Annotated in this window: 8 protein-coding genes; 6 read left to right on the plus strand and 2 right to left on the minus strand. The window is 71.4% G+C overall.

The window, feature by feature from the left end:
- Positions 1 to 2: 2 nt before the first annotated feature.
- The 6 genes from J2X46_RS06935 (at position 3) to J2X46_RS06960 (ending at position 10,807) form a co-directional block, all read left to right on the plus strand.
- On the plus strand, positions 3 to 647 hold the full coding sequence (locus J2X46_RS06935) for a NeuD/PglB/VioB family sugar acetyltransferase (RefSeq protein WP_310248488.1): 645 nt from the start codon (positions 3 to 5) through the stop codon (positions 645 to 647).
- Positions 644 to 1,801, plus strand: a complete 1,158-nt coding sequence (locus J2X46_RS06940) for a DegT/DnrJ/EryC1/StrS family aminotransferase (protein WP_310248490.1) — start codon at positions 644 to 646, stop codon at positions 1,799 to 1,801. Before J2X46_RS06935 ends, J2X46_RS06940 begins: the two co-directional genes overlap by 4 nt.
- Positions 1,798 to 2,829: a glycosyltransferase gene (locus tag J2X46_RS06945; protein ID WP_310248493.1), complete on the plus strand. Its 1,032-nt coding sequence runs from the start codon at positions 1,798 to 1,800 to the stop codon at positions 2,827 to 2,829. Before J2X46_RS06940 ends, J2X46_RS06945 begins: the two co-directional genes overlap by 4 nt.
- Before the next feature lie 110 nt (positions 2,830 to 2,939).
- Positions 2,940 to 7,697: a DUF4082 domain-containing protein gene (locus J2X46_RS06950; RefSeq protein WP_310248495.1), complete on the plus strand. Its 4,758-nt coding sequence runs from the start codon at positions 2,940 to 2,942 to the stop codon at positions 7,695 to 7,697.
- A gap of 27 nt (positions 7,698 to 7,724) precedes the next feature.
- Positions 7,725 to 9,239, plus strand: a complete 1,515-nt coding sequence (locus J2X46_RS06955) for an oligosaccharide flippase family protein (protein ID WP_310248498.1) — start codon at positions 7,725 to 7,727, stop codon at positions 9,237 to 9,239.
- Complete coding sequence (locus J2X46_RS06960; RefSeq protein ID WP_310248500.1) at positions 9,236 to 10,807, plus strand: glycosyltransferase; 1,572 nt, start codon at positions 9,236 to 9,238, stop codon at positions 10,805 to 10,807. Before J2X46_RS06955 ends, J2X46_RS06960 begins: the two co-directional genes overlap by 4 nt.
- Positions 10,808 to 10,848: 41 nt before the next feature.
- On the opposite strand, the gene J2X46_RS06965 is transcribed toward J2X46_RS06960, so the two are convergent.
- Positions 10,849 to 12,189, minus strand: coding sequence for an O-antigen ligase family protein (locus tag J2X46_RS06965; protein WP_310248503.1), 1,341 nt, complete (start codon positions 12,187 to 12,189; stop codon positions 10,849 to 10,851).
- Positions 12,186 to 13,034, minus strand: coding sequence for a hypothetical protein (locus tag J2X46_RS06970; RefSeq protein WP_310248506.1), 849 nt, complete (start codon positions 13,032 to 13,034; stop codon positions 12,186 to 12,188). The genes J2X46_RS06965 and J2X46_RS06970 overlap by 4 nt, the downstream gene beginning before the upstream one ends.
- Between the last annotated feature and the right edge of the window lie 7 nt (positions 13,035 to 13,041).

Here is a 13,041-nt window from a genome sequence, read left to right on the forward strand (position 1 = left end):
CGATGAGCGGCTTGCTCATGGTCGGAGCGGGCGGCCTCACTCGCGAGGCCACTGCGGTGGCCGTCATGCTCCAGCACGACGGCCCGATCACCATCGTCGACGACAACCCTGCCCTGTGGGGCACCCTTCACGGGCTGACGCCGGTGCTTGGCTCGGTAGACCTCGTCGCGGAGGTGGTCGAACCCCAGGTCGTCCTCGCGCTCGGCCATGGCCGGCACCGCCGCCGCGTCGCCGTACGCCTCGACATGCTCGGTGTCGACCCGGCCCGCTACACCTCGCTCATCCACCCGCGGGTCGTGCTCCCCGGCAGCTGCCACATCGGCACCGGCTCGATCGTGCTCGACGGCGTGGTGCTCACCGCCGACGTCGAGGTCGGGGACCACGTGGTGCTGATGCCGCACGTCACGCTGACCCACGGCTGCACGGTCAGCGACTTCGCCACCATCTGCGCCGGGGTGTCGCTGGGCGGCGACGTCCAGGTCGGCGAGGCCGCCTACATCGGCATGAACGCCTCGGTCCGCCAGGGCGTGCACATCGGCCCCGGGGCCACCGTCGGCATGGGCGCCGCGGTCCTCGACGACGTACCAGCAGGAGAGACGTGGGTGGGAGTCCCCGCCCGACCGATCCGGACAGGAGTCCCCGCATGACCGCCAGCACGACCACCCAGGTCCCCTTCGTCGACCTCGCGTCGCAGCACGCCGAGGTCGCCGCGGAGGTGGAGGCGGGCATCGCGTCCGTCTTCGCCAGGACCGCCTTCGTGGACGGGCCCGCCGTGGCCGACTTCGAGCAGCAGTACGCCGAGTTCGTCGGCGTCGACCACTGCATCGGCGTCGGCAACGGCACCGACGCCCTGGAGCTGGCCCTGCGGGCGGCGGGCGTCACCGCCGGCGGTGAGGTCGTCATTCCGGCCAACACCTTCGTCGCGACCGCCGAGGCGGCCTCGCGCATCGGCGCCGTGCCGGTGCCGGTGGACGTCGACGACCGGCGGCTGCTGGTCGACCCCGACGCCGTCGAGAGGGCGATCACGCCGCGCACCCAGGCCGTGGCCGCGGTCCACCTCTTCGGTCAGCTCGCCCCGATGGCCCGCCTCGCCGAGATCTGCGACGCGCACGGCATCGCGCTCGTCGAGGACGCCGCCCAGTCGCAGGGCGCCCGGCTCGACGGCCGCGGGTCCGGCGGCCTCGCCCGGGTCGGCGCGACCAGCTTCTACCCCGGCAAGAACCTCGGTGCCGCCGGCGACGCCGGTGCGGTGACCACCGACGACACCACGATCGCCGCGGAGGTCCGGCGGCTGCGCAACCACGGCTCCTCGACCCGCTACGTCCACGACGTGATCGGGATGAACTCCCGACTCGACACGATCCAGGCGGTCTACCTGCGGGCCAAGCTCGACCGGCTCGAGAAGTGGAACGAGCTGCGCGTGCGGGCCGCCGCCCGCTACGACGCGCTGCTCGCCGACGTCGACAACGTGCGCCGCCCGATGCTGGGTGCCGAGGGCACCCACGTCTGGCACCTGTACGTCGTCCGCGTCTCCGACCGCGACGCCGTGCTGGCCGAGCTCAACCGGGCCGGCGTCGGTGCCGGCATCCACTACCCCTACCCCGTGCACCTGACGGGGGCCTACCGGCATCTGGGCCTCGGCCCGGGCACCGCCCCGGTGGCAGAGAAGGCTGCGCAGGAGATCCTCTCCCTGCCGATGCACCCGCACCTGACCGAGGCCATGCAGGACCGTGTCGTGGAGGTGCTCGCGGCGGCCGTCGAGGGCCATGTCGACGAGCACCTCGAGAGGGGCGACTCGTGACCACCCTGCTCGTGGCCAACGACGGCGGCCACCTGATGCAGCTGCACACCCTGCGCCCGCGACTCGGCGTCGGGGACGACGTGGTGTGGGTGACGCCCCGCACACCGCAGACCGAGTCGCTGCTCGCGGGGGAGCGGGTCCACTGGGCCTTCCCCTGCCCACCGCGCGACACCAGGGCGCTGGCGCGCAACACGATCGCCTGCCGGCGGCTGTTCCGCGAGCACGACGTCTCTCTGGTCGTCAGCACGGGCGCCGCGCTCGCCCTCGCGGTGCTGCCGCAGGCCCGCGTGCGCGGCATCGAGACCGTCTACATCGAGAGCGCCACCCGCCTCGACGCGCCGTCCCTGTCGGGCCGTGCGCTGGCGATGGTCCCCGGCATCACGACCTACAGCCAGTCGAGCGCGCTGACCCGCGGCCACTGGCAGTACCTCGCCTCGCCCTGGGAGCTGTACGACACCACGCCGACCGCGCCGCGCCCGGTGCGGCGGATGGTGGTGAGCCTCGGCACGCAGGAGGGCTACGGCTTCCGGCGCCTGCTCGAGCGGCTGGTGCCGCTGGTGCCGGCCGGCACCGAGGTGCTCTGGCAGACCGGGTGCACCGACACGACCGGCCTCGGCATCGAGGGACGGGAGCGGGTGCCGTCGGAGGAGATGTCCACGGCTGTCCGCGCGTCAGACGTCGTCGTCGCCCACGCCGGCACCGGCATCGCGCTGATGGCACTGGAGAACGGCAAGTGCCCGATCCTGGTGCCGCGCCGCTCGATGCACGGCGAGCACGTCGACGACCACCAGCTCACCATCGCCCTCGAGCTCGCGCTGCGCGACCTGTGCATCTCGCGCGACGCCGACAGCCTCAAGGAGCGCGACCTCGTCGCCGCGGCGAGCCGCACGGTCACCAAGGTGACCGACCCGCCGCAGCTGCGGATCACGTCCGTGCCGCTGCCGCGACAGCGCACCGCGGGCTCGATGGCGGCCACCACGACGGCCGCTGCGACGGCCGCCGCAGCGGCCACCGCCGCCCGCGTCTGAGCACGCACCGAAATGTGGGGATATCCGCCGGCGAGCGGTCGACGGACCCCGTGACGACAGCAGGATCGGGGACGGTGGCGCACAGGCGCGCCGTGAAGGGTGGGGTAGGCATGGCCAGCACGACGAAGTCACAGGTGGGGTCCGGGCGCTCGTGGGGGATCAAGGCGTCAGCCCTGGTGCTCGTCGCGGCCCTCAACGCGCTCGTGGGGCCTGCGCTCCTCGGCGGACCCTCCTCGGCCAACGCGGCGGACCCGTGCGGCCCGACCGGCAACAAGATCGCCTGCGAGAACTCCAAGCCCGGCACCGATCCGGACATCTGGGACATCTGGGGAGCGGGTGATGCCTCGATCCAGGGCTTCGCCACTGAGATCTCAGTCAACGTGGGCGAGCGGATCGACTTCAAGATCGACACCAACGCATCGTCCTACACCATCGACATCTACCGGACCGGCTGGTACCAGGGCCTCGGCGCCCGCAAGATCACCTCGGTCACGCCGAGCGCATCGCTGCCGCAGACCCAGCCCAACTGCATCACCGACGTCACCACAGAGCTCTACGACTGCGGCAACTGGGCTGTCTCCGCCTCCTGGAACGTGCCGTCCACTGCAGTCTCGGGCGTCTACCTCGCCAAGCTCACTCGTAGCAACGGCGAATCGAGCCACATCACCTTCATCGTCCGGGACGACTCCAGCCACTCCGACGTGGTCTTCCAGACCTCGGACACCACCTGGCACGCCTACAACACCTACGGCGGATCGAGCTTCTATGCGGGCGGCGCCAACGGTCGCGCCTACAAGCTGAGCTACAACCGGCCGTTCCTCACTCGCGGCACGGCCTCAGGGCGTGACTTCTACTTCAGCCACGAGTACGCGCTCGTGCGCTTCCTCGAGCGCAACGGCTACGACGTCTCCTACATCGCCGGCGTGGACACCGATCGCCGAGGCCACCTGCTGACCAACCACAAGGTCTTCCTGTCCGTCGGTCACGACGAGTACTGGAGCGGCGCCCAGCGCGCCAACATCACTGCCGCACGGGACGCAGGCGTGAACCTCCAGTTCCTGGCCGGCAACGAGGGTTACTGGCGCACCAGGTACGAGCAGTCGGCGGACGCTTCGCACACGGCCTACCGGACACTGGTGACCTACAAGGAGACCTGGGCCAACGCCAAGATCGACCCCAACGCGCAGTGGACCGGCACCTGGCGCGACCCCCGTCTCGCGTCGCGGGCCAATGGCGGTGGACTGCCGGAGAACGCCTTGATCGGCACGGCCTACATGGTGAACTTCGATGACATGCCGCTGACCGTGCGACAGGAGGAGGGCAGGCTACGGCTGTGGCGCAACACCTCACTCGCGACCACCAGTGCCACCCAGACAGCCTTGGCACCGCACACCGTGGGCTACGAGTCCAACGAGGTGCTGGACAACGGCTTCAGCCCGCCCGGGCTGATCAAGCTGTCGACCACCACGGGGCCAGTGCCTGAGTACCTCCGCGACTTCGGAAACACCGTGAGTGCGGGCACCACTAAGCACAACATGACGCTCTACAAGGCAGCGAGCGGTGCCCTGGTCTTCAGCGCCGGCACGATCCAGTGGACATGGGGCCTCGACGCGGAGCACGATTCCCCGTTCTCCGACGACGTGGCGGACGTGCGCATGCAGCAGGCGCAGGTCAACCTCCTCGCCGACATGGGCGCGCAGCCCACCACCCTGATGACCGGCCTTGTCGCGGCCACCAAGTCGACTGACACCGCCGGTCCCACGGTCACGATCAACACCCCGGCCGCAGGCCAGGCGCAGAAGAACGGCGACCTTGTCACCCTCACTGGCACAGCAGTTGACGCCGCGGGTCGCGTCGCTGCGGTGGAGGTCTCCAACGACAACGGCGCGACGTGGCAGTCCGCCACCGGCACCACGTCGTGGACGGCTACGGTCATCCAGAAGGGGCGTGGCACCACGCCCATCCTGGTCCGCGGCGTCGACGACAGCGCCAACATCGGAACCGCCGCCAGCCGGAGCTTCTCCGTCAGTTGCCCCTGCAGCATCTTCGGAAGTACGACACCTTCGACACCGGACACCGACGACGGAGTGGGAGTGGAGCTCGGCCTGCGCTTCACCCCCGTGGTCGACAGCTTCGTCACCGGGGTCAGGTTCTACAAGGGCGCCGGCAACACCGGCACGCACGTCGGTTCGCTGTGGAGCCCGACCGGTCAGCGACTGGGACAGGTCACCTTCGCCAACGAGACCGCGACCGGCTGGCAGGCAGCCAACTTCGGAGAGGCGGTACCGGTGGTCGCCGGTCAGACCTACACGGTGTCGTACACGGCACCGCGCGGTCACTACGCGTCCCAGCAGTGGGCCTTCGCCTACCGCGGCATCGATGGAGGCGCGATGGAGGTGGCCGGTGGCTTCGGGGCGCAGCCGCCCGGGGTGTACGGGGTCGCCGGCACCCTGCCGTCCTCGAGCTACCAGAACAACAACTACTTCGTGGACGTGATCTACTCCGCCACTGACGACTCGCCGCTCATCGCGATGAGCCAGGCACCGGCTCCCGGTTCCTCGGCGATTCCGGCGACGACCACGGTCTCGGCCCGCTTCTCCAAGCCGATGAGCGGCACGCCAGGCCTGGTGCTGCGCGACGCGAACAACCAAGCTGTCGCAGGCACGACGATGTACGACGCCGCGAACCGGACGATCACGTTCACGCCGACCGCTCAGCTGGCGTCGTTCGTCCGCTACACCGCCACGTTGAGCGGCACCGACGCCCAGGGCAATCCCATCACCTCCGGCGCCACATGGTCCTTCACGACCGCGAAGCCGCCGAACGCGCCAGGTGTCTGTCCCTGCTCGCTCTTCAGCGACGAGGTGACGCCAACAGTCATGGAGTTCGTCGACGCGCCGGTGAGCCTGGGCACGCGGTTCACGTCCGATGTCAAGGGCGTGGTCACCGGCGTCCGGTTCTACAAGTCTTCCGGCAACACCGGGGCACACGTCGGCTCGCTGTGGAACGCCAACGGCGTGGAGCTGGCCTCGGGCACGTTCACCAACGAGTCGGCGAGCGGCTGGCAGCAGCTGAACTTCGCGACGCCGGTGGCGATCGCGAAGAACACCCAGTACGTCGTCTCCTACCGCTCGACCTCTGGCCGCTACTCTGCGACGCTCAACGCGTTCTCCGAGCGTGACCTCTCCTGGGCGCCGCTCCGGGTGTCCTCCACCGCGGGCGCCTACAGCTACCCGGCCGGCTTCCCGGGTGGCACGTCGAGCACGAGCTATCTCGTCGACGTGGTCTTTGAGAAGACCCCGCCGAGCATCGCGATGACCTCGCAGTCGCCCGCGCCGGGCGCGCTCGACGTCGCCCGCAGCAGCAAGGTCGTGGTCGACTTCTCCGACCTCGTCGAGCCCGGGTGGGCGATCTCGGTCAACGGTGGTGGGGCGATCGCGGGCAATGCGGTGCTCTCGACCGACCGGACGCGGATCACCTGGACGCCGTCCGCGCCGATGCCTGCCGGCACCGATGTCACGGTCACCCTGACCGGGGTCACGACCGCAGACGGCGCGAGCCTCGGCACGAGGACCTGGACGTTCCGCACGAGGGACGCCGAGACGCTGTCGAATCAGACGCTGCTCGGTGACGTCGTGCCCGACACGGCGGCCGCCGACGACGGTGCGCCGATCGAACTCGGCATGGCCTTCACCCCGTCGCGCAACGGCACGGTCAAGCAGATCCGGTTCTTCAAGGGCGCCGGCAACAACGGCACCCACACCGGGTCGATCTGGTCCGCGGCCGGCAGCCGGCTGGCCCAGGTGACCTTCACCAACGAGACCGCCAGTGGCTGGCAGACCGCGACCCTGGCGACCCCGCTGCAGGTCACGGCCGGCACGACGTATGTCGTCTCGTACTTCGCGCCGCAGGGCCACTACTCCGTGACGTCCGGCTTCTTCAGCAGTGCGCTCACCAAGGGCGACCTGTCGGCCCCGGCGTCCAACAACGGCCGCTACCTCTACGCCTCGGCCGGTGGCTATCCCGGCTACACCTACGGCGCCGCGAACTACTTCGTGGACGTGGTCTTCGAGCGGGCAGCCGCGTCGCTGACCGTCGACAGCCGCACACCGGCGTCGGGTGCCACCGAGGTGTCGCTGGCCGCCAAGCCGTCGATCACGGTGTCCGCGCCGCTCGCCTCGGGCTGGGCGATATCGGTGACCCGCAGCGGCGTGCCTGTGGCGGGCACCTCCGCGCTCTCGAGCGACGGCCGGACGATCACGTTCACGCCGTCGGGGACGCTGGTGGCCACGAGCGCCTACTCGGTGAGCGTGACCGGCCTGGTCTCGACCGAGGGCGCCACCCTCGGCACGCAGACGTGGTCCTTCACCACGGGCATCGACGACGTCGGCACCACATCCCTCTTCGCCGACCAAACGCCCGCGGCGCCCGCCGAGAACGATCCGTCGGCGATCGAGGTCGGCACGAGGTTCACCGCCTCGCAGGCTGGGTCGGTGACGGCGGTGAAGTTCTACAAGGGCACCGGCAACACCGGCACCCACGTGGGCTCGCTGTGGGACGCCGCCGGCAACCGGCTGGCCCAGGTGACCTTCACCAACGAGACCGCGACCGGCTGGCAGACCGCGGCGCTCGCCACCCCGGTGGCGCTCACGCCGGGGGCGACGTACACCGTCTCCTACTACGCGCCGGTCGGTCGCTACGCCTCCTCGCCGGGCTACTTCGCCACGGCCGCGCGGACAGTGGGACCGCTGACGGCACCGTCCGGCAGCAACGGCGTCTATCGCTACGGCGCCGGCGGCGGCTTCCCTGCCGGGTCCTACAACTCGACCAACTACTTCGTCGACGTGGTCTTCAAGGCCTCGCCGTGAGTCGGGCCTAGGGGACTGTGGGGGCAGATGGACGACGCAGGGGGCAGCGTGGGAACCGGCACTACTGGAGCAGACGGAGGACAGGGCGCCGGCTTGGCGCGCGCGGCCGCAGGTGCATTCGGGTGGAGCTTCCTCAACACGGCACTGTCGAGGTTCGGCACGCTGCTGGTGGGGGTGCTGCTCGCCCGCATACTCGGGCCCAGCGAGTTCGGGACCTTCGCGGTTGCCCTGGTCGCGCTGCTCGCCGTGCTGAGCTTCAACGAGCTCGGCGTGAGCCTCGCCGTGGTGCGGTGGGAGCGCGATCCCCGAACGATGCTCGGTAGCGTCAACGTCATCTCCACGGCTGGCAGCGTGATGCTCTTCGCCGGGCTGTGCGCCACCGCCGGGCCGATCGCGCGGGTGCTCGGCGCGCCCGATGCCGCCGGGATCATCCGGCTGATGTCGGTCTCCGTGGTCTTCAGCGGCATGGTGGCCGGGCCGGCCGCCCTGCTGCAGCGCCAGTTCCGCCAGCGCCGCCGCTTCGTGATCGACCAGTTCGTGACCTGGTCGGGCACCGCCCTCTCGCTCGGCCTCGCGCTCGGCGGCTTCGGCGCGTGGAGCCTCGCGTGGGGGCGCGTCCTCGCGACGCTGGTTGGGGTCGTGCTCTTCGTCCACGCCACCCGGCCCTACCGCTGGCAGGTCGACCGCACGCTCGTGCGACCGCTGCTGCGCTTCGGCCTCCCGCTCGCCGGCGCGAGCATCGTCGTCTTCGCGGTCGGCTACGTCGAGCAGGTCGCCGTCGCGGCCACGCTCGGGGCCACCTCGCTGGGCTTCTTCGTGCTGGCCTTCAACCTCGCGTCGTGGCCGCTCAACATGTTCTCCCAGCCGCTGCGCAGCGTCGCACCCGCGGTCTTCTCCCGGATGCAGGACGACCCGCGCCGGGTGGCCGACGCGTTCACCCTGCTGCTGCGGGTTCTGGCCGCGGTCACCCTGCCGGTGTGCCTCGTCGGCGCGGCCGTCTCTGACGACGTGGTCCGCTTCGTGTACGGCGACGAGTGGGCGCGCGCGGCCGACGTGTTCGCCATCCTCGTCCTGGCCACCTCCGTGCGGATCTTCCTCGAGCTCTCCTACGACCTGCTCGTCGTGATGCGTCGCACCGGCGGACTGCTCACCGTGCAGCTGCTGTGGCTGGCCGTGCTGGGACCGGCGGTCTGGTTCGCGGCCCGCCAGCAGGGCCTGGTCGGCGTCGCCGTCGCCGAGCTGGCCGTCGTGCTCGTGGTCGTGCTGCCCTGCTACCTCGCGATGCTGCGCGGCACGGGCATCCCGCTCGCGCCGCTCGGCGCCGCGGTCGTGCTGCCCCTGCTGGTGGCGGCTGCCGCTGCCGGCCTGACGTGGCTCGTGACTGCCGAGCTGGCCTCGCCGTTCATGACGTCGCTCGCGGCCGGGATCATCTGCCTGGCGGCGATCGCGTGCGTGCTGCTCCTCCGCCCCGACCTGCTGCGGCAGGCGAAGGCGCTGAGGTCCGGCCCGGCACCGGCCCCGTTGGAAGAGGTCGACGCATGAGGGCCGTCGAGCGGCTCGACCGCAACTGGCACGTCTTCCAGGGTCTGGTGCACCGCGCCGAGCGACTGGCCCGACGCGGCCGCGACGAGCGCGCCGCGGTCGCGGCGATGACCGCGGCGACGTACGCCTGGTGCAACCCGACCGGCACCTTCGCCAGCGGATCCCTCGAGCAGGTGCTCGCCGACCTCGGCGCGCGGTTGACGGCGCCCGCGCCCGTGGCGGAGCGGCCCGCCGGGAGTCGGCCGCGGGTCCTGCACGTGGTCTCGCAGGTCTACGGCACCGGCGGCCACACCCAGATGCTGGCCAACTGGATCCGCCTCGACACCGCCCGCGACCACAGCGTGGCCCTCACCGGGCAGGGCGACCGCGAGGTCCCCGACAAGCTCACCGCGGTGCTGTCGGGCGACGCCCTCGTCCGGCTCGACGCCCAGCACCGACGTCTCGTCGATCGCGCGGCCGCGCTGCGCGACCTGGCCAGCGCCCACGACTACGTGGTGCTGCACGTCCACCCCAACGACGCCGTCGCGACCATCGCGCTCTCGCAGCACACCGAGGGCCGCCCCGAGGTGCTGCTGGTCAACCACGCCGACCATGTTTTCTGGATCGGCGTCACGGCGGCCGACCGGGTCGTCAACCTCCGCCAGAGCGGGGCCCGGCTCAACGTGGAGCGCCGCGGTGTGCCCGAGGCGCGCAACGCGTTCGTCGTACGACCCCTGCAGCTGCGCGAGCGCGAGCGCGCACGCGCCGAGGCGCGAGCCACGCTCGGGATCCCCGCGGACGCGCGGGTCGTGGCCAGCGCGGCCGACACCTACAAGTACGCCGCGGCGGGCGGCGAGACCCTCCTCGACATCCTCCTGCCCGTGCTGCGTGACGTCCCCGGCACCCAGCTGCACGTCGCCGGGCCGACGCCCGACAGCGAGTGGTCAGTGCTCGCCGACCAGGGACTCGGCCGGGCGTGGGGGTTGCTGCCCGACGTCCACACGCTTCTGGAAGCGGCCGACGTCTACGTCGACTCCTACCCGTTCTCCTCGCTGACGTCGGTGCTGGAGGCGGGCGCGATGGGCACTCCGGTGCTGACGCTGCGCCCCGGTGGTGACGCCCTCGGCGTCCTCGGGGCCGACACCCCGGAGCTCGACGACGACCTCGTCGTCGCCGGATCGGGCCAGGAGCTGGCAGCCGAGGTCACCCGGCTGCTCCAGGACGACGCGGCCCGCGACGAGCTCGGCGCGAGCACCGGGGCCGCCGTCCACCGCAGCCACGGCGACGGTGCCTGGGCCGAAGCCGTGGGCAAGGTCCTCGACGCACCCCCGGCCGCCGGGCCCGCGTCGGCTCCCGGCCGCGCCGTACGCCACACCGACGAGCTCGACCGCAAGCTGCTGCTGATGATGGCCAACGGCGTCGGGCAAGGCCTTGCCGGAACGCTCGAGACGATGGCGCCCCAGCTGCCCTGGGGCCGCCGTCTGGAGACGGCCGCGCGCCTCGCCCGCACCGGGACGCTTCGCCCAGCCCTGTTGCTCCCCGCCAGCGCGGCCAGCCGGATCCGGCGGCTGCGCTCCCGATCCGCCTGAGCCGGCGCGTCGTACGACCAGAAGTGGTCCGCGTCGCGGAACTACCCGCGTGACGCAGCGGTGGCGACCGACTTCTGGTCGTCCGACGCTCCGGGCGGGGTGTCCGTCCCGCGGGTGAGCCGGCGGCTGGCGCCGGCGAGGCCGATCAGCAGCAGGAAGCACCCGGCGGTCTGGGGGAAGGCGAAGGCGTCGAAGAAGGCCAGGCCGCAGGCGCCGGCCGCGACCGAGGCGAGAAGTGCGTGGGCGTAGAGGGCGCCCTCGGCGGCGGGGTCGTCGGTGCGCTTCTCGAGGGTCACCCGGGCCTGACGTGCGCTGACCAGCCCGGAGACGATGAGGGTGAGCAGGGCCAGGAGCCCCACGGCGCCTGCCTCGATCATCAGGCCGAGGTAGGCGTTGTCGAGGATCCAGTACTTCGGCAGGAAGGTGCCGAAGCCGCGGCCGATGATCGGCGAGCTGGAGATGAACTGGCCGGCGATGTCGTAGCTGCCGGTGCGCGAGGCGATGCTCGGGTCCTCGCCGGCGTTGGAGAACAAGCCCTGGATCGAGCCCAGCAGGCCCGGCACCGAGACGTACATGACCGCGGTGACCGTCACGACGAAGGCGAGCGCCGTGAGCCGGCGCCGGTTGTCCCACTTGAGGGCGAGGACGGCCACGCCCGCGATCGCGCAGAGGTACGCCGACCGCGACAGGGAGAAGTAGATCGAGGCCATCATCGCCACGAGCATCGCCCGGTAGAGCCAGCGGTAGCGCGAGCGCACCGAGGCGCACACGATGAGGATCGGCAGGGTCATGCCCAGCACGACGCCGTACTCGATCGGGCTCGTGGACGTGCCGCTCGGCCGGGTGAACCCGGAGCGGGAGCCCAGCGTCCAGTCCGAGGTGCCGGCCACCAGGCCGGGGATCCGGATGCGATCGATGTAGAGCTCGCTCGTGGCGTACTGGAGCAGGCCGAGCAGGGCGACGACGCCGGCGGCGAAGGCCAACCGGCGCAGCAGCACGACATGGCGGTCGAAGGTGGTGATGCCGTCGACGGCCATCAGGGCGACGCCGGCCATGCCGATCAGCCGCAGCAGGCCGGAGTCGGCGACGCTGATCTCGTCGCCGGGAAGCGGGCCGGCCATGGCGTGGGCGTAGACGATGAGCATCACGACGAGCAGCCCGAGCAGCGCGGCCCGCACCGGCTGGAAGCCGACGCTCGTCGGCTCGTTGCGTCGCACGGTGAACCAGGCCCAGCCCATGAAGATCACCACGCCGAGCATGTTGGCCGGACTGCCGGCGCTGCCCAGCGCCTGCACGACCATCGGCGAGGGGATGAACCAGAGGAGTGCGAGGTAGGCCGTCAGGATCGCGGTCGCGTCCAGGCCACCTCGCCGCTCGGTCACGACGCCTCGTCGCGCTCGGTGCCCCGTCGGCGCCTCTTGACCATCCGCGTCGTGACCGACCGCTCGGCCGGGCGGCCCGCGCCCGCGACCGGGCGCAGCGGCACGAACACCGGCGCCTCGTCGTCCTCGTCGTCACCGGCCAGGTGGCCGTCGTCACCGTCATCGTCGTCGGGGTCCGGGCCACTGGCCGTGGGCTCGTCCCCGTCGGCCCCGGCGGCCGGGTCGGGGCTGCGGCGGCTCAGGACCAGGCCGTCGATCAGCGCGATCAGCATGAGGCCGGCGCCGCCGACGCCCGCGCCGGCCAGGATGGCCGAGCGGATCATCGCCTTGCTGGTCGCCTGCGGCTTCTCGTCCTGGGTGAGGACCGTGGAGGCCACGCGCTCGGCCTCGGGCAGGTCGAGGTTGGCCTGGAGGTTGCTCAGCTCGACCGGCACCAGGCTCACCAGCGACTCCAGCGCGGCGGTGGCGACCTTCGGGCTGCTCGCCTCCACGGTGAAGAGGATGATCGGCGCGCTGTTGGTGTAGTCGGGGACGATCTCGAAGGACGTGCCGACCGGGTAGGTCTCGCCGAACTCGTCGCTGACCTTCTTCGAAGTCAGGGCGCGCACCACGACGTCACGCGCCTGGTTGACGCCGCCCAGTGAGAGGTACGGGTTCTCCTGCGAGCTCGAGCCGTCGGGCGCCGAGCTCTGCGAGGGCGGGTAGACCAGCACGGTGCCGGTCGCCTCGTAGGTCGCGCCGACCTTCTGCGTGACGGCGTACATCGCACCGAGCGTCAGCACCGCCAGCGCCAGCACGAGGTACCAGCGGCGTCGCAGCGAGCCCCACAGGACGCTCATCTCCATGGTCGGT

The organism is Nocardioides sp. BE266, assembly GCF_031457855.1.
Lineage (GTDB): Bacteria > Actinomycetota > Actinomycetes > Propionibacteriales > Nocardioidaceae > Nocardioides.

What these genes read in the sequence shown, in the direction of transcription:
- J2X46_RS06935 (WP_310248488.1), top strand. Translation starts at nt 3, where the DNA reads ATGAGCGGCTTGCTCATGGTCGGAGCGGGCGGCCTCACTCGCGAGGCC.
- J2X46_RS06940 (WP_310248490.1), top strand. Translation starts at nt 644, where the DNA reads ATGACCGCCAGCACGACCACCCAGGTCCCCTTCGTCGACCTCGCGTCG.
- J2X46_RS06950 (WP_310248495.1), top strand. Translation starts at nt 2,940, where the DNA reads ATGGCCAGCACGACGAAGTCACAGGTGGGGTCCGGGCGCTCGTGGGGG.
- J2X46_RS06955 (WP_310248498.1), top strand. Translation starts at nt 7,725, where the DNA reads ATGGACGACGCAGGGGGCAGCGTGGGAACCGGCACTACTGGAGCAGAC.
- J2X46_RS06960 (WP_310248500.1), top strand. Translation starts at nt 9,236, where the DNA reads ATGAGGGCCGTCGAGCGGCTCGACCGCAACTGGCACGTCTTCCAGGGT.
- J2X46_RS06970 (WP_310248506.1), bottom strand. Translation starts at nt 13,034, where the DNA reads ATGGAGATGAGCGTCCTGTGGGGCTCGCTGCGACGCCGCTGGTACCTC.